Annotated in this window: 13 protein-coding genes and 3 pseudogenes; 8 read left to right on the forward strand and 8 right to left on the reverse strand. The window is 69.5% G+C overall.

The window, feature by feature from the left end; translation table 11 throughout:
• Positions 1-9: 9 nt before the first annotated feature.
• Both HW837_RS46085 and HW837_RS46090 read left to right on the forward strand, forming a co-directional pair.
• Positions 10-477 carry an ArsI/CadI family heavy metal resistance metalloenzyme gene (locus HW837_RS46085; protein ID WP_045563364.1) on the forward strand — a complete coding sequence of 156 codons (468 nt, stop codon included), beginning with the start codon at positions 10-12 and terminating at the stop codon, positions 475-477.
• A gap of 7 nt (positions 478-484) precedes the next feature.
• A complete protein-coding gene (locus HW837_RS46090) occupies positions 485-1,714 on the forward strand; it encodes an MFS transporter (protein ID WP_193381964.1) in 1,230 nt (409 codons plus the stop codon).
• A gap of 49 nt (positions 1,715-1,763) precedes the next feature.
• On the opposite strand, the gene HW837_RS46095 is transcribed toward HW837_RS46090, so the two are convergent.
• The 3 genes and pseudogenes from HW837_RS46095 to HW837_RS46105 all read right to left on the reverse strand — a co-directional run bounded on the left by HW837_RS46095 (position 1,764) and on the right by HW837_RS46105 (position 3,904).
• A complete protein-coding gene (locus HW837_RS46095; protein WP_237270694.1) occupies positions 1,764-2,084 on the reverse strand; it encodes a hypothetical protein in 321 nt (106 codons plus the stop codon).
• A 108-nt stretch (positions 2,085-2,192) separates the two neighbouring features.
• Positions 2,193-3,011, reverse strand: a complete 819-nt coding sequence (locus HW837_RS46100) for an IS5 family transposase (protein WP_193381965.1) — start codon at positions 3,009-3,011, stop codon at positions 2,193-2,195.
• Between the two features lie 133 nt (positions 3,012-3,144).
• Positions 3,145-3,904 (reverse strand): annotated as a pseudogene (locus HW837_RS46105) (transposase family protein).
• Positions 3,905-4,213: 309 nt separating this feature from the next.
• Between HW837_RS46105 and HW837_RS46110 the strand changes: the two are divergent.
• Entirely contained in the window at positions 4,214-5,404 is a 1,191-nt protein-coding gene (locus HW837_RS46110; protein WP_193381966.1) for a transposase, read from the forward strand.
• Positions 5,405-5,962: 558 nt separating this feature from the next.
• Here HW837_RS46110 and HW837_RS46115 read toward each other — a convergent pair.
• Positions 5,963-6,223, reverse strand: a pseudogene (locus HW837_RS46115) (ATP-binding protein); the annotation flags it as partial.
• A complete protein-coding gene (locus HW837_RS46120; protein ID WP_052683203.1) occupies positions 6,220-6,621 on the reverse strand; it encodes a hypothetical protein in 402 nt (133 codons plus the stop codon). The pseudogene HW837_RS46115 and the gene HW837_RS46120, both read right to left, overlap by 4 nt.
• Positions 6,622-6,776: 155 nt before the next feature.
• Here HW837_RS46120 and HW837_RS46125 point away from each other — a divergent pair, with 155 nt between their 5' ends.
• Together HW837_RS46125 and HW837_RS46130 are read left to right on the forward strand one after the other, a co-directional pair.
• The gene (locus HW837_RS46125; RefSeq protein ID WP_313895671.1) at positions 6,777-7,532 is read left to right on the forward strand and encodes a class I SAM-dependent methyltransferase; all 756 of its coding nucleotides are present in this window, start codon (positions 6,777-6,779) and stop codon (positions 7,530-7,532) included.
• Positions 7,529-8,674 (forward strand): DegT/DnrJ/EryC1/StrS family aminotransferase, encoded by a 1,146-nt coding sequence (locus tag HW837_RS46130; RefSeq protein ID WP_193382667.1) that lies wholly within the window; start codon positions 7,529-7,531, stop codon positions 8,672-8,674. The genes HW837_RS46125 and HW837_RS46130 overlap by 4 nt, the downstream gene beginning before the upstream one ends.
• A 113-nt stretch (positions 8,675-8,787) precedes the next feature.
• On the opposite strand, the gene HW837_RS46135 is transcribed toward HW837_RS46130, so the two are convergent.
• Positions 8,788-10,029, reverse strand: coding sequence for an activator-dependent family glycosyltransferase (locus tag HW837_RS46135; RefSeq protein WP_193382666.1), 1,242 nt, complete (start codon positions 10,027-10,029; stop codon positions 8,788-8,790).
• A gap of 429 nt (positions 10,030-10,458) precedes the next feature.
• Here HW837_RS46135 and HW837_RS46140 point away from each other — a divergent pair.
• Together HW837_RS46140 and HW837_RS49435 are read left to right on the forward strand one after the other, a co-directional pair.
• A pseudogene (locus HW837_RS46140) lies at positions 10,459-11,696 on the forward strand (IS256 family transposase).
• 164 nt (positions 11,697-11,860) lie between these two features.
• The gene (locus HW837_RS49435) at positions 11,861-12,247 is read left to right on the forward strand and encodes a DUF6262 family protein (RefSeq protein ID WP_237270695.1); all 387 of its coding nucleotides are present in this window, start codon (positions 11,861-11,863) and stop codon (positions 12,245-12,247) included.
• Between the two features lie 427 nt (positions 12,248-12,674).
• On the opposite strand, the gene HW837_RS46150 is transcribed toward HW837_RS49435, so the two are convergent.
• A complete protein-coding gene (locus tag HW837_RS46150; protein ID WP_193381967.1) occupies positions 12,675-15,209 on the reverse strand; it encodes a DEAD/DEAH box helicase in 2,535 nt (844 codons plus the stop codon).
• Between the two features lie 20 nt (positions 15,210-15,229).
• A complete protein-coding gene (locus tag HW837_RS46155) occupies positions 15,230-15,430 on the reverse strand; it encodes a hypothetical protein (RefSeq protein ID WP_045558305.1) in 201 nt (66 codons plus the stop codon).
• A gap of 473 nt (positions 15,431-15,903) precedes the next feature.
• Here HW837_RS46155 and HW837_RS46160 point away from each other — a divergent pair, with 473 nt between their 5' ends.
• On the forward strand, positions 15,904-16,071 hold the full coding sequence (locus HW837_RS46160; RefSeq protein WP_086783676.1) for a hypothetical protein: 168 nt from the start codon (positions 15,904-15,906) through the stop codon (positions 16,069-16,071).
• Positions 16,072-16,423 lie beyond the last annotated feature (352 nt).

The following is a 16,423-nucleotide window of genomic DNA, read 5'->3' on the forward strand; positions in this document are numbered from 1 at the left end:
AGGTTCGCCATGACATCCCGCGTACAGCTCGCCCTGCGCGTCCCCGACCTCGACGCGTCCGTCGCCTTCTACACGAAGCTCTTCAGGATCGAGCCCGCCAAGCTCCGCGACGGCTACGCCAACTTCGCCATCACCGAGCCCCCACTCAAGCTCGTCCTGATCGAGGGCGTGGCGGGCGAGGCGACCCGCATGGACCACCTCGGCGTCGAGGTCGAGACGACCGAGGCCGTCCATGCCGCCACCGCCCGCCTGGGCGAGGCCGGCCTGGCCACCGACGTGGAGAACGACACCACCTGTTGCTACGCCCTCCAGGACAAGGTCTGGGTCCAGGGCCCCGGCCAGGAACCCTGGGAGGTCTACGTCGTGAAGGCCGACGCCGACTCCCTCGCCAAACAGCAGGGCAGCACCTGCTGCACCGGCACGGCCGAGGCCGACATCGGCGCGAAGGAACCGGTCGCCGCGGGCGGTTGCTGCTGATCCGCCGATGACCGACCTCCGTGCCAGCGGGGCCGTGACCGGGACGGGGGTCCTGTCACGGCCTCGCGCCGCGCTGCCCGCCCTGTGCGCCACCCAGATCACCAGCTGGGGAATCGTCTACTACGCCTTTCCCGTCCTGAACCCCCAGATCACCGCCAGCACGGGCTGGTCGACCACAGCCACCACCGCCGCCTTCTCGGGCGCGCTCCTCGTCTCCGCCCTCACTGGCATCCCCGTCGGCCGCATCCTCGACCGCCGAGGCCCGCGCGCCGTGATGACCACCGGCTCCGTCCTGGGCGTCATCGCCGTGCTGGGCCTCGCCGCCGCGCCCAACCTCGCGGCCTTCACCGCTGCCTGGCTCCTGGCCGGCGTGGCCATGGCCGCCACCTTCTACCAGCCCGCCTTCGCCGCCCTCACCCACTGGTGGGGAAGCGACCGCATCCGCGCCCTCACCATCGTCACCCTCGCCGGCGGCCTGGCCTCCACCGCCTTCGCACCCCTGACCGCCGTACTCGCCGAGCACCTGAGCTGGCGCACCACATACGCCGTACTCGCGGTGGTCCTGGCCCTCGTGACCATCCCCGCCCACGCCCTCGCCCTACGAGGCCCTTGGGCACCGGCCCCAGCGCCACCGTCTCAAGGGCACACCGGCAGTAGCGGCTCGGTGACCCGCAGCCGCCCGTTTCTGATGCTCGCCACAGCGATGACCTTGAACAGCTTCGCCATGTACGCGGTCGTCATCGCCCTCGTACCCCTGCTGATCACACGCGGCGCCAGCCCCACCGCCGCCGCCTGGGCCCTCGGCCTCGGCGGCGTGGGACAGACCCTCGGCCGCACCCTGTACGCCACCCTCGCCCGCCACACCGGCGTCACCACCCGCACCGTCACCCTGATCGCACTCGGCGGCGCCACGACCGCAGCCTTCGCCATGGTCACCGGCCCATACCCCCTGCTCGTCGGCATCGCGATCGCGGCTGGCACGGTGCGAGGCAACCTCACCCTCCTCCAGGCCACCGCCGTCACCGACCGCTGGGGCACCACCCACTACGGCCGCCTCTCCGGCCTCCTGGCCGCCCCAGCCACCATCGCCTCGGCTCTCGCCCCCTTCGCAGGCGCTGCCCTCGCCGGACCACCCGGCGGATACCCCGGCTTGTTCACACTGCTTGCACTCATCTCCGCCCTAGCAGCCCTCGTTGCCGTCGCGACCATGCCGCCACCCACGGCTCCAAGACAATGAAGGAGCAACGAACCCGCCCGCCCAAGCCGGTTGGATACCTGCACAGCAATCAGGTTCCCGTGCAAGGAGGGCCTGGATTCCTCGAACCCGCGCGCTTCATGGTCGGTCCGATCCCGATCCGGAGATCGATCCCGAGGCGGGCACCGGCTCTCACGCGCAGCGTCTGGCCGAGGCGGTGGGCGTCGACGCCGAAGTACGGCAGCGCCCTGCGCAGCTCCACGAGCGCGGCCGACGGCGGCAGCGCCTGTACCACCGGCGACAGCTCCGCGAGCTGCTCCAGGACCTCCCGGTAGACGGCTTCCGGGACCTGGTCCGGGCAGCGCACGTGCATGACCGTGGACACCTCGCGGGCCGTCTCATCGGCTCCCATGGCCCACCCACCTCCTCCTTCCCCACATTATCGAACTAGAATTCGAACATGCGAGGGGTCGGCCCCCGCGCGACCGACTGGACGAGACGTTGTGACTTAGGGGTGCTTTCAGAAAGCCGGGTGCTTGCGGGCGAGGGTCATGCAGTGGGCGAGTTGGAGGAAGGCATCGTGCATGTCGTCTCTGGTTTCCCAGCGGGTCCGTAGGCGGCGGGGTCCGTGGAGCCAGGCGATGGCTGACTCGGCGACCCACCGGACTTTGCCCAGGCCCGAGCCGTGTGGCCGGCCTCGTCGGGCGATCTTCGGTGTGATGCCGCGCTCGCGCAGACGGCTGCGGTAGATGTCGTAGTCATAGCCGCGGTCGGCATACAAGACGCGGGGCTTGCGCCGGGGCCGGCCCCGCTTGCCCCGTACCGGCCCAAGGCTGTCGACCAGCGGCAGAAGCTGGGTGACATCGTGACGGTGACCGCCGGTCAGCGACACCCGCAGCGGAGTGCCACGGGCATCGGTCAACACGTGATGCTTCGAGCCCGGCCGTGCACGGTCAACCGGGCTCGGACCGACTTTTGGGCTACTTCGCCCCCGCTTGGCCTGCACATGCGAGGCGTCGACGGTGACGCGGGAGAAGTCCAGACGGTCCGCCGCCCGTAACCCGTCCAGCAGCACCCGCCGGAGCTCCTCCCACACCCCCGCCTCCTGCCACTCGGCCAGCCGACGCCAGCACGTCGGCCCCGAACCGAACCCCAGCTCCTGCGGCAGAAACTCCCACTGGACACCTGTGTAGAGGACGAACAGCACACCCTGCAGCGTCCTGCGGTCATCGATCCGCTTGCGCCCCGGATACCGGAACCGCCGCTCATGCTTCGGCAACAGCGGCTCGATCACCGCCCACAACTCGTCACTGACCTCCCACGGCTTCCGCCGCGCCATGGTCACACCCCACAAAAGACGGGATCACATACCTCTCCACCGTGCCACAACACGATCTTTCTGCAAGGACTCCTAAAGCGTGTTGCAGAAGGTCGTGTCCGGGCAGGTCAGGAGTGCTCTGGGAGCAGTCTGATCACGCTGCGAGTGCGAGGTTGTGCATGTGAGCGACGGCTTGCACCGCATGGTGGAGGCCGTTGCCGCGCTGGCGGCAATCGCGGAGGATCTTGTAGTGCTTCATGCGGGCGAAGGCGTGCTCAACGCGGGCTCGGACTTTGCGGTGCTCTGCGTTGTCCTCCTCTTCGCCGGGCAGCAGGGCCCGTCCGGGGCGTTTGCGGTGCGGGACGACGAGCCCGGTGTTGATGTACGCGCCGTCGCCCAGGACGGTCACGCCTTCGCAGTGCCGGGCCAGGCCGGAGTCGCGCCAGGCCTTCGCGTCAGCGGTGTTGCCGGGCACCGGGTGGGCCGCGGCGACGACCAGCTTGGTGTCGGCATCGATGATGACCTGCACGTTCGCCGAGAACCGGTAGTTGCGTGAAGACGCTCCGGTCGTCCGGGCACGGACCGGGATCAGGGTGCCGTCCACGATCCACAGCCGGTCTACCGCGTCTGCCGGAGCCGCTGCCGGCTCGATGGCCAGTAGCGGCCGCAGTCGCTGGATGACCCGGCACACCGTCGCAGGCGAGCATCCGAACAGCGGGGCGAGCTGGCGCATGGTGAGGTTGGTTCGGTAGTACACGGCGACCAGCAGCACGCGGTCGGCCAGCGGCAGGCACCACGGACGGCCGCCACCGGGCCCGTTCACGGACCACCTTCAGCAGCCGCTCGAACTGCCGCATCCGCAGTCCCGTGAACGTCTCCACCCACAACGGCTCAGCCCTCAACACCCCACGCATACACGGGAAATGCCCTCTCCGCCGCCTTCTGCAACACGCTTTAGGGCGACGTGGGCCTGGGCGCCGGTCAGGACGGCGCTGGGGTGAGTGGGGTGGGCGTCGAGGCGGACATGGGCGTCGACTGCGGGAGTCACGGTGGGGGTCTCGTCTGTTCTGTCGGTGGCCGGGCCTTCGGGCCCGGCCACCGGCGTGTGTGCGAGGGCTATCGGGTTGCTCGTGTGGACCGCATGGCGGGCGCGGCCGTGGTGGTCGGCGGCACGGTTCGGGCCGTATCGGACGGTGTCGTTCGACGGCTGCAGCTCGATCAGGGTGCTTGACAGCGAACGCAACCGGGGCTGGCTGGAGCGGTGCCCGCACGGCGGGTATCCCCAGGTCGAGCTGATGACGCTGGTCGAGACCGGCACCCGGGCCGTCATCGCGGCAGTCTTCGGCCCCACCCGGGAGGGCGAAACCTCCTACGCCACCAGGCTGTTGCACCATCTGGGCCCCGAGATGCTGGTGCTGTGGGACCGGGGCTTCGACAGCAACGACTTCCTCACCGCCGCGCACGCCACCGGCGCACAGGTCCTGGGCCGCATCCGCCAGCGCCGCCGCCCACCAGTCCTTCAAACTCTCGCCGACTCCTCCTATCTCTCGGTCATCGGCGGCGTCCCGGTGCGCATCATCGAAGCCCAGGTGAGTATCACCTGCACCGATGGCAGCAACTTCGAGGGCTCTTACCGTCTGGTGACCACGCTCCTGGACGCCCGCCGCTACCCCGCCGACCGCCTCGTGCACCTATATCACGAGCGCTGGGAGCACGAGAGCGCCTACTACGCCTTGCGTCACACCATCCTGCACGGACGTGTCCTGCGCTCGCACGACCCGGCCGGCGTCGAGCAGGAGGTGTGGGCTCTTCTCACCCTCTACCAGGTTCTGCGCCGCACCATGGTCCAGGCGGCGGAGTCCCAGCCAGGCACCGATCCCGACCGCTGCGGCTTCACCGTCGCCCTCCAGACCGCCCGTGACCTGCTGGTAGGTGCAGAAGGAGTCTTCGAGCAGGGCATCGGGGAGATCGGCCGACGCGTCCTGTCGGCGCTATCGCCCGCACGCCGGAGCCGCGTCAGTACCCGCAAGGTGAAGTCCCCCACTTCCCGCTACGCGGAAGGGAAAGTGGACGGCCGCCCCGACGCCAGCAAGGCCGTGACCTCGACGGTGATCACTCTTCTGCCGCCGCCGGCGCCGGAGCCCGCACTGCCCACGACCACGGTCCCCCAGTACGTCGGCCCCGGCCGGACCAGCAACCGCATGACACGTGTCCTCACCATCCTGCAGGCAGAACCCGAACGGCTCTGGCGCTCAAGGGAGATCGCCGAACTCCTCGGCGACGTCACCCTCGTCGCCACCTACCGACAACTCGCCCGCTGGACCAAGAAGGGAATGATCAAGAGGGTCCGCACGGGACGCTACGCGGCAGTCGCACCGGAAACGACCCCCTTGCGTGACCTGCAAAAACGCTAACTACCCGGCCTTGGGGAAGCTTCAACGGCTGACTCACCCTTCAGGCCGTGCGAGGTGTCCCTGCCCCCGATGCGGACCTGCTTTCCGTGACACCGCGGCACCTTCTGCTGCCAAGGTGCCCACCAACCGGGCGTGTTGGTCGGGGGCGTTGTCCTTGAGTGGGAGACGGGACGCACCGGCGCGCAACGTGGTGAGGACGGACTCGTGGGCGCCGAAGAGGGCAGCATCGCCACCACTGGTGGCTGCGGCGGGACAGGGGACGGTGCCATCCGCGGGTGCCTGTGCACGATGCTGGAACTCGCCTGACTATACGCGACGTTGGGCTGCGTGACCGCTGAGGGGGCATGACATGAAGGCGTCCCGTGGTGACTGCGCCCAGGAGGGAGGGGAGAGCGCGTCATGGGGACCGCGAGGATGCTCTCTTGTGTGGGCCAGGTCACGTGGCGGGGTGCATAGCGGGGTAGGGGCCAGTGCCTTTGTGAAGGTGTAGGGGCATGCAGGTGTGGCCCAGTTCGAGCTGAACCGCGCTTTCCACATGTCCTTGATCGAGCCGTGCGGGTCGAACGCCCGCAGTGATTTCTCGCGGGGGAAAGCCGCGGCCTTGATGCGCCGTTCCGAACGCCTGCGGGCCCGGTCGTCGCACTCGGCCAGCAGCAGTTCGGCGAGGAAGCCCTTGTAGGACATCTGCTCGCGGGAGTCTGCATCGGCGAGGTCGGGGAACTGGCTCCGGATGGTGGGCAGCCGCAGCATCCGGCATGCCTGGTCGATGGCGGTGTCGGCGGCTTGTTCGCTCAGACCACGATGGCGTTGGGCACTCACGGGGCATCTCCCTGGCTGGCGGTGCCACCGCCCTGACGGCGGTGTCGCAACAGCTGGTCGTAGGGGGCCACCGAGGGCAGCGGCCGGGTGTCGGGCGGTAGATGGGACATTCGCCAGTCGGCCAGGAAAGTGACCGTCGCCCGCGGTGGCCCAGACAGCTCAGGCGGACGTTCGCGGACAGGTGGGGAGGGCGGAAGTTCGTCGGCTTCCGCTGCCTTGCGAGCCTCCAGAGCGACCGCGTCCGCGGTGAAGGCGCCGGCCCCCAGGGCCATGGCCAGTCCGGCGACGATGTGCTCATGGCTCATGTGGCGGCCCAGCAGCAGGACCTCGATCAGGGCCTTGGTGCCGTCCTTGTCCCCGTGGGCCGCCCGGGCCGCGTCCCACCAGTCGTCATGCACCGGGGTGAACTTCCCAGCGGAGCGGGCCTGTTCGAGGGCGGTGGCTCCTGGGAAGGCGCCGGGCTTGCGGATCAGCGCCTCCAGATAGTGGTCCGGTTCCCTTGACCGGCCGCGTACGCGCGCAGCCGCCCACCGCCCCAGGAAAGGACACCCCCTTGACCTCCGCCACCTCCCGACCGGCGATGGCCTACAGCGACGAACACGCCGACATCTACGACCTCGTCCACGCCTCCCGGGGCCGGGACTGGAGCACCGAGGCGGACGCCGTCGCCGCCCTCGTCGTCGTCCGCAACCCGGGAGCCGACTCCCTCCTCGACGTGGCCTGTGGCACCGGAAAGCACCTGGAGGCCTTCCGCGAGCGCTTTCGGGACGTCGCGGGCGTCGAGCTCTCCGCAGGCATGTGCCGCATAGCGCGACGGCGGCTCCCCGGCATCACGATCGACCTCGGGGACATGCGCACCTTCGCACGGAACCGCGCCTACGCCGCCGTCACCTGCCTCTGCTTCTCCGTCGCCTACATGGCGAACACCGACGAACTGGGCCGGGCCGTGGGCCGCATGGCCGACCACCTGGAACCCGGCGGTGTGCTCGTCCTCGAACCCTGGTGGTTCCCGGAGAAGTTCCTGGACGGTTTCGTCACGGGTGCCGTCGCCCAGGAGGAGGGACGAGTCGTCAGCCGGCTCTCCCACTCCGTCCGCGACGGCGACGCCACCAGCATGACCGTCCGCTACACGGTGGCCGAAAGCGTGGGCGGCATCAGGGAGTTCGGCTCCCACGAGATCCTCTCGCTCTTCACCCGGGACGAGTACGAGACCGCGTTCCGCACCGCCGGCCTCACCGTGGAGTACCTGGAGGGCGGCCCCAACGGCCGTGGACTCTTCGTCGGCGTCCGCCCCCGGGAGGCGTCGTGATCCAGGTGTTCCAGCCCCGGCTGGGCGAGGAGGAACTCTCGGCCGTCGCCGAGGTCTTCGACAGCAACTGGATCGGCCACGGGCCCCGGACCAAGGCGTTCGAGGCGTCGTTCGCCGCGCACCTGGGCGTCGAGCCGGACCGGCTGGTCTTCATCAACTGCGCGACGGCCGGTCTGTTCCTCGGCACGGAACTGCTCGGGCTCGGCGGGGGCGACGAGGTCGTCCTGCCCTCCGTCAGCTTCGTCGCCGCCGCGAACGCCGTCGCCGACCGCGGCGCCCGTCCCGTCTTCTGCGACGTCGACCCCCGCACCCTCAACCCCACCGCGGCCGACGTCGCCCGCGTGCTCACCCCCCGCACCAAGGCCGTCATGCTCCTCCACTACGGCGGCCGGCCGGGAGACGTCGCGGCCGTCGCCGACCTCTGCCGCGAGCGCGGTGTCGCCCTGATCGAGGACGCCGCGTGCGCGGTCTCCTCCCACGTCGACGGGCGGGCCGCCGGCACCTTCGGCGACCTGGCCGTGTGGAGCTTCGACGCGATGAAGATGCTCGTCTGCGGCGACGGCGGCATGCTGTACGTCCGCGACCCCGACCGGGCCGCCCGAGCCCGGCGTCTCGCCTACCACGGACTGGCGCGGCCGAGCGGTTTCGGCCAGGCGGGGCCGGCGTCCTCCCGCTGGTGGGACCTGGACGTCCCCGAGGTCGGCCGGCGCATCGTGGGCAACGACCTGACGGCGGCCATCGGCACCGTGCAACTGCGGCGCCTGTCCGGATTCGTGGCCCGCCGCAAGCAGATCGTCGAGCTCTACGACTGCGAACTCGCCGACGTCCCCGGCCTGACGCTGCCCCCGCCCCTGCCCGACGGACACCACTCCTCGTACTACTTCTACTGGGTGCAGATGGACCCCGGCGTACGGGACGAGGTCGCCCGCGACCTGTACGCGGCTGGTGTCTACACCACGTTCCGCTACCCCCTGCTGCACAGGGTCCCCCTCTACGGGGCCACCGACCAGTCGCTCCCGCACGCCGACGAGGCAGCGGAACGCACCCTGTGTCTGCCGCTCCACAACGGACTGGACGACTCCGACGTGAGGACGGTGGCGACGGCACTGCGCAAGGCCATGGAGACACGCGCGGGCAGGTGACACCGACCGCGAAGCGCACGACCCACGCCAGGTCGTGCGCCGGGGCGGCACCGGACCGACCGGTGCCGCCCCGGCACACGACCCCGACGACCGGGAGCCGGCCAGCTCCCTCGTCAGCGGTGATCGGCCGTCACTTTCTCCAGCACCGGCACCACTTCGCCCGGTGTGGGCTGGGCCATGATCTGTTCGTCCCGCAGCCTGCGCGCGCCCGCCCCGAACGACGGATCGCCCAGCAGCCGCTCCAGCGACGCGCGCGACTCCGCCCGATCCGAGACGTACAGGCCCGCGCCGACGCCCTCCAGATGCCTGCCCTTGTGCAGGGCGTACCAGGACTCCGCGATCAGCAGCTGCGGCACACCCGCCCCCAGGGCGGTGCCCCACGTTCCGCCGCCGCCGTGGTGGACGACCGCGGAGCAACTCGGCAGGAGCGCGAGCAGCGGTACGAAGTCCACCAGCCGGGTGTTGGCCGGCACCGGCTCCTCCCGGCCCGGCCGCTGCTTCAGGGTGGCGATCAGCTCGATGTCCAGGCCGTCGAACATCTCCAGGTCACCGATCGAGAACCCGTCCTGCCCCGCCTGGTCGCGCAGGCTCGTCCCGCCGGTCAGACACACCCTGGGCCGGGTGGGCGGCTCGCGCAGCCACGCCGGCACGACGGCGGGCCCGCCGTACGGCACGTACCGCATGGGGACCCGGCGCACGTCCAGCGGGAACGCGACGTCGGCCGGAACCGTGTCGATCGTCCACTGCCCCACGGCGACGTCCTCCCCGAACGCACCGCCGCCGAACCGCTCCAGCAGAGGTCCGAGCCATGGCTCCAGCGGGTCGGTACGCTGATCCTCGGGCGCCTGGCCACGCAGCCGCAGGAACGTCCGCCGCATCTGCTGCAGCAGATCCGGGCTGAACACCAGCCGCGCGTGGGCCGCGCCCACGGCACGCGCGGCGACCGGCCCGGCGAAGGTGTAGGGCTCCCAGACGACCAGGTCCGGCCGGAAGTGGCGGGCGAAGTCGACCAGTCCTGCCACGAAGGCGTCGTTGTTGACGCCCCGCATGTAGAAGTCGACGAACGTCCGGTACAGCAGCCCCTGCCCCTCCCATGTCTCGGGCGGCTCGACGCTGCCGTCCTGCGCCACTCCGCCCGAGGAGCCCGCCTGACCGCCGGCCTGCTCCAACTCCCGCAGGAACGTGTGGTCCTCACCGACCGGCACGGCCGTGAGCCCGGCCTGGGTGATGTCGTCGGTCAGCGCCGGCTGCGACGCCACGTACACCTCGTGCCCGGCGGTCCGCAGTGCCCAGGCGAGCGGGATCATGCTGTAGAAGTGGGTTCTCTCGGCGTGGGTGGCGAAGAGCACGCGCATAGAACGGAATCCTTCCGATCCGCGGACAAGGGGGACGACGGCCCGCCCCCGGCAAGGCTGCTCGGCCCTCGCCCCTGAGCCAACCCCTATCGCCCCCCGCCCCCGCTTCCAGGGGTACGGCTCTGTCTGCCGGGCGCCGACCGGTCGTCGGCGCCCGCCGGGGAAGACCCCAGGTGTGCCACCCGGTGCCTCGGTCAGGCGACCGGGCTGAACGTCCACAGCAGGTTGGTGCTCTGCTGCCACGTCCACTGTTTGGCCACGGCTCCTGAGACGGCCATTCCGCCGCCGTAGAGGAGGTTGCGTCCAGGGAAGTGGTGTACGGGTTCGGCCTGATCCGGGGGTTTGCTCCGGCATCGGGGTGGTGCCCGCATAGACGAACGGCCACCGGCTGATCTTCGAAGTGTCGAAGCCTCGAAGGAGATCAGCACGATGACCGCACCTGACAGTGTGCCCTTGCACGCCCTCGCCGAGGACAACCTCGCCGCGGCGAGTCCCGATCTGCTGCGCGCGATGGTCAAGACGTTCGCCGATGCGCTCATGTCCGCAGAGGCCGATGCCCTCTGCAATGCCGAATACGGGCAGGTCAGCGACGAACGCGTCAACCACCGCAACGGATACCGCCCACGCGAGTGGGACACCAGGGCCGGCACCGTCGAACTCGCCGTCCCCAAGCTGCGCCAGGGCAGTTACTTCCCGCACTGGCTCCTGGAACGCAGGCGGCGGGCCGAGCAGGCCCTCATCTCGGTCGTCGCCACTGCCTACCTGCTGGGCGTCTCCACCCGCAGGGTCGAGAAACTCGCCGAGTCTCTCGGTGTCACCCAGCTGTCGAAGTCCCAGGTCAGCGCGATGGCCAAGCACCTGGACGAGCAGGTCGCCGCGTTCCGCAACCGGCCTCTGGACGCTGACCCCTATACGTTCGTCTGGGTCGACGCACTGACCCAGAAGATCTGCGAGGGCGGCCGCATCATCAACGTCCACGCGCTGATCGCGTCGGCGTCAATGCGGACGGACACCGCGAGATCCTCGGCATCGACGTCGCCACGGCCGAGGACGGTGCGGGCTGGCTCGCCTTCCTGGGCCCGCTCGTCGCCCGCGGCCTGTCCGGCGTCCAACTGGTCGTCTCCGACGCCCACGCCGGCCTGGTGAACGCGATCGGCGCGGTCCTGCCGGGCGCATCATGGCAGCGATGTCGCACGCATTACGCCCGGAATCTGCTGAGCCAGGTCCCCAAGTCCGCCCAGCCATGGGTGGCCACCCTGCTGCGAACCGTCTTCGAACAGCCCGACACCGACGCCGTGAGGGCCCAGATGCGGCACGTCCTGGACGCCCTGGAAGCCAAGTTCCCCAAGGCAGCAGCCCACTTGGACGCCGCTCAGCACGACCTGCTGGCCTTCACCGCGTTCCCGCGCGAGATCTGGCGGCAGATCTGGTCGAACAACCCGCAGGAGCGACTGAACAAGGAGATCCGCCGCCGCACCGACGTGGTCGGCATCTTCCCCGACCGCACCGCCGTCATCCGGCTCGTCGGCGCGGTCCTGGCCGAGCAGAACGACGAGTGGACCGAGGCCCGCCGTTACATGGGCCGTGAACTCCTCGCCAAGGCCCGCCTCCACCCGATCGAGTCAGAAAACGACGAGACCACCCTGCCCACCGAACTCACCGCATAGCCTCAAAACGAGATCACCGAGTGGCCGTCGATACACCACTCCAGCGGACGTGACCCCCTCGACCTGCGGCGCCCCCAGGACTACTTCCACCGCACCTGGAGCACTGCCTTCCGCGCCCGAGACCTCGCAGCGCTGCAGGCCCCCGACGACACCACAGGACAGCCATGAGCACTTCCCGCACCGACGCGGCCGTCCAAGCCCGCCGCCACGCCACCCAAGAGATGCTCGAACGCCTCCAGACCGCCCTGGCTGCCACGGCACGCGACCATACGCCTATCACCGTCGCAGCCCTCGCCCGTACCGCCCGCGTCTCACGCACCTTCCTCTATCAAAACCAGCAGGCCAGAGCCCTTATCGAACAGGCCGCCCGCCCAAGCACATCCCATCCCGGCGCGTCCGCCAACGGCCGCAGTCGTACACAGCCAGCCTGGAGAGAACGAGCCCTTAACGCCGAAGAGGCACTCGCCCAGGCCCAGCGCGAGATCCGCACCCAGCGCACCCACATCGCAGAACTCCTTGGCAAGATCCGAGACCTCGAGCACGATCCCTGAAGGGTCACTTCAGCGGATCGTCACCGAGAACACCACCCTGAAGCAGCAAGTACGACAGCTCACCCAGGACAACCAGCAGGTGCAAGAGAGGCTGGCCAGTGCCCGCCAGAACAACCGCTTCCTCGACAGACGCACCGCAGACCTTGAAGCCCAACTCGCCCCGTATCTCACTGCCCCGCATCCGCCAGCCCCGTAGGCCACCTGCACAGAGGGCCCTGGTAGCAGGGCAGGGCAGGTTCCCCGCTTGCGGTAACCCCGGGAGCAATGAGCCAGTAGGCGGGCGGGAGGGGAGAACAGGCGCCCACTGCCCCCCAATGCCATCCGTACGCACTTGGTACGCAAAATGAACGCTCCACGATACGGTCGGTACACGGGGTCAAGCCGGGCGAGGCTTGCTATCCGCGCACAGCCCTCCGCTGCCCGCCCCTTATGTCCAGCGCATGCCGATGGCGGACAGTTGCTCCATCCGTTCCGGCGTCAGCGTCGCGGCCCTGCTCCGCTGATTCCCGACCCATGCCCCGAGGCGGAGTTCCCGCTCCTCCTGGTCCTTGCCGCTGTCGCCGTCTCCGTCGCCGATGACGATCCGCTCGACATGCTGCCTCGGCACGCCAAGGTGCCCCTCACGCTCGTAGAACTGCTTGGCGGCCGCGTAGTTCATCGCCCACTTGTCGGCCTGTGTACGACGCGGCTTCGGCTTCTCCTCCTCAGTGGCGGGGGTGATCCCGAGGACCTGCTCACACATCCACTGCTGCACGGTGGTGAGCTTGTCCCAGCCCAGACGCTGGGCACGCACCCACCGTCCGAGGTCCTCGGACTGCACCAGCACCTTGCCCGGCTCGGTGGGCAGTTCGCCGCCCTCCTCCAGGTGCAGCCGGACGAGGTGGAAGGCGCGCTGCCACTCCACCGGCCAGGCCGGGCACCACGACGGGTCGATCTCGTCCAACTGCTCACGCCGTTCCTCCGACAGCGCGCCGGACGACGACCCGACCGGGAGCCCTTTGGCACGCCGTTGCTCGATCTCGGCGGCCTTCCGCGCGGCGGCCCTGGCGTTCTTGAGGAAGATCCCTACCCGGTACCCCTGGTAGGTGGCGTCCAGCGGGGCCAGGAGGTGGCCTGCTTCGGCTGCCCATCCGCGCGCTGCGGCGAGGCCTTCTTCCCAGGCGACGTCGTAGTGCGACCAGACCATGCCGAGGCGCTCCAGCTGCGCGACGCGGTCCTCGTCCAGCGTCCCGCGGGTGTAGAAGCGTCTGGCGTCGGCGATCCATTGCCCCAGGGGGAAATCGGCGAGCGTGGCCGGCCACCCCTCAGCCTGAGCCTCCTCACCCGTCGGCACCCGGTACGTGAACGGCACCTTCAGGTTGCCCACCTCGCGGGCATAGACGACGGCGGCTTCGATGCCGCGCCGCCAGTGGGCGTGCTCGGGGTTGAGGACGCGCAGGTTGATGAAGGCGGCGAGCTGCGCGGGGTCACGCGGCGTGGAGAACTTCAGCAGCTCCCTGGCTGCCACCGACAGTCGGTCGCTTCGGTCACTCTCGGCTCCCTCGCCCTCCTGGTCTGCATTACGGCTCTGTACGCCTCGGACACGGCTTGGCGCCTGCGGCTGTGCCAGAGCCTCCACGGCACGGGTGTCGTGCGCCCTGAGCGCTTCCAAAAGCTTGGCCAGGCCGCCGTAGGCCCGGCTGGTGAGCATGTTGTCGCCCGTCTCTCCGGGCCCCAGCAGCACGGGCACCACGAGGCTGGCCGTCTTGCCTTCGCCGGGCTGCATCCGCAGCGCGCGGCCCACGGCCTGGACGAGGTCGGGCATGGAGCCGCGTACGTCGGCGAAGTACACAGAGTCACATTCCCGGGTGTCAACGCCCTCGCCCAGCACCCTCACAGAACTCAGGAAGCCCTTCTCGACGACCGTGCCGTCCATGGCGATCCCGTCGGCGAATTCCCTGAGAACCCGCCGCCGGTGGCTGGGTTTGTGGTCGCCGCAGAGCCAGTCGGCCCATACCGTGCGCGGGTACAGCTCCGGGTCCGCGTCGTGCAGCCGCTTGGTGATGTGGGGAAGACCGGCCGCGAAGGCTTCGGCTTCCTTGACCAGGTGGTGGAAGGAGAGCGTGCGGCAAAAGCCTTCCCCCGAGGCTGCCTTCACGAGCGCCGTCTGGAGCGCGGCGAGGCGGGCCCCGCGCACCTGGTCCGACCGGCCCTCGGCCCCGAGCAGCATGGCGGCTTGGAGCTGGGTATCGGTGATGTCCACGCACACCACCTGGTACGGCGCACAGATTCCCCTGTCGATCGCCTCGGACAGCGTCAACGTGTAACAGCGGCTGCCGAAGGGTGAGTCGGGGGAGTCTTCCATGCTCGCGACCAGTTCGCCCGGCGCGCCCCGCTGCTCCTGGTCTTCGTCGAGCTGCCACAGCCGGGGGGTGGCGGTCATGTAGAGGCGGCGGAGGGCGGGGATGCGGGTGTTGTCGTGGACGACCGCCCACGGCCGGCCGATCCTGCCCGAAACCCTGTGCGCCTCGTCCACGACGATCAGGGACCACCCCGGAAGGCCGGCGGCGTGGGCCCGTTCCAGGGTGCCCAGTCCGAGGGAGGCGTACGTGGCGAACACGGTGACGCGGTCGAACGGCCGCACCCAGTCGACCAGCTCGTCCACGTCCGTGGTGTTGGGGAAGGACACCTCGCTCCCGCGCAGGGAGGAGACCCCGATCATCGGCCCGGTGCGGCCTCCCTCGCGCCACGCGGCTTCGGTCTGGGCAAGCAGGTCGAGGGAGGGCACGAGCACCAGCACTCGGCCCGCTCGGAGTTCCTCCGCGCTCCGTGTGGCGACAAGAGTCTTGCCGGTTCCGGTCGCCATGATCACCTGAGTCCGGAGCCCACGCTCAGACACAATGGATCTTGCAGGAAGTTCCAGTGCTCTGACAATCGCGTCGACGGCTTCTCTTTGGTGGGGACGGAGGGTTTTCCTCTCCACCGGACTTCCTTTCTCCTGGATTATTTTCGCCCCCGTCGCGAGCGCGCAGCGCGCTGCGCCGAGACGGCTTCAGTCAGGTGGGTGCGCAGCTGTTCGAGGAAGCTTCTGAGATCCGGGGCATCGCAGTGGTAGCCGCCGGGGTTGAGGTGGTAGCTGCCGCCGGTGAGGGCGCCGAGTGTGAGGCGGTAGACGCAGCCGCTGGTACGGCTGATCGAGTACATGCCTCCTCCGCCGTCCGTGCCGAAGACTGTCACCGTGTCATGAACCGCGCCAGTGAGCCGGTTGGGGTAGTTGCCGGCTTCCCTCTGAGTTGCTCTCCAGGCGGGTAACCCCGCGCGGCCTCGAAGCCAGCGGAGAATTCCTTCGCGAGTCGAGCTATTTCCTCGCCCCACTGACGCACATATGCAGTGTCATCCACGACCGATGGCTACCTATCCATGGGGGCCAGTAATTCCAGAGTCTAGCAGTACCTCATTTTGATGCACCGACCGTAATCAAGTTCATCCAGGGATACATCCCCGCACCGTCCCGCCGACGAGGCACAGGCTCTGACTCCCTCGTCACCGCAGACCTGCGCTGCACCTCGGACCTCCCGGACAGTCCGACCCCCAGTGGGCCGGAGGCGCTGCCATGGGGTCTACCGACGCAGTGACCGGGCATACGGGCGTCACCCCCTATGAGAGGAGCTCGTTTCATGCTCGGCATAGTCGCGGCGGTGCTGTTCTTCTTGTCGTTTCTGATCAACGCGGCAGAACTCAGCACCAACGACGTGTTCTCTTCAGTGAACGTGATGCTGCTTGGACTGATGGCCCTGGCCCTGCACGTGGCCGGAATCGGCACCGGCTGGGCACGCAGAGGCTGACCCCACGAAGAAGGGGTGGTGACGAACTGTCACCACCCCTGCCGAGCACCCACCCCTGTTGCCAGCCAGGCCCGCGCTAGCGGGCCCACGGTCCTGGAGGCGCAGCCGGAAGGACCGCCAGGCGGGGGAGCGCAGCGGACCCGCCGGCCAGGCCGGAGCGAAGCGAAGGCCTGGATAGCGGGACAGAGTCCCGCCGGTCCAGGAGCGCAGCGAACGGACCGGCAATCCCGGTGCTACGCACCGGGATTGCGCGGGGTGCGCAGCACCCCGCCAACGCTCCCGCGGAGCGGGAGCGCAACCACCGCGCGCAGCGCGGTGGTTCGCTTGCTCCGCGCGGAGCGCGGAGGGACCC

The sequence above is a fragment of the Streptomyces caniscabiei genome, assembly GCF_014930365.1.
Taxonomy (GTDB): Bacteria; Actinomycetota; Actinomycetes; order Streptomycetales; family Streptomycetaceae; genus Streptomyces; species Streptomyces caniscabiei.

Coding starts and splice junctions, on each gene's coding strand:
- HW837_RS46085 (WP_045563364.1), top strand. CDS start 10: ATGACATCCCGCGTACAGCTCGCCCTGCGCGTCCCCGACCTCGACGCG.
- HW837_RS46095 (WP_237270694.1), bottom strand. CDS start 2,084: ATGGGAGCCGATGAGACGGCCCGCGAGGTGTCCACGGTCATGCACGTG.
- HW837_RS46160 (WP_086783676.1), top strand. CDS start 15,904: ATGCTCGGCATAGTCGCGGCGGTGCTGTTCTTCTTGTCGTTTCTGATC.
- HW837_RS46090 (WP_193381964.1), top strand. CDS start 485: ATGACCGACCTCCGTGCCAGCGGGGCCGTGACCGGGACGGGGGTCCTG.
- HW837_RS46135 (WP_193382666.1), bottom strand. CDS start 10,029: ATGCGCGTGCTCTTCGCCACCCACGCCGAGAGAACCCACTTCTACAGC.
- HW837_RS46155 (WP_045558305.1), bottom strand. CDS start 15,430: ATGTACTCGATCAGCCGTACCAGCGGCTGCGTCTACCGCCTCACACTC.
- HW837_RS46100 (WP_193381965.1), bottom strand. CDS start 3,011: ATGGCGCGGCGGAAGCCGTGGGAGGTCAGTGACGAGTTGTGGGCGGTG.
- HW837_RS49435 (WP_237270695.1), top strand. CDS start 11,861: ATGAGCACTTCCCGCACCGACGCGGCCGTCCAAGCCCGCCGCCACGCC.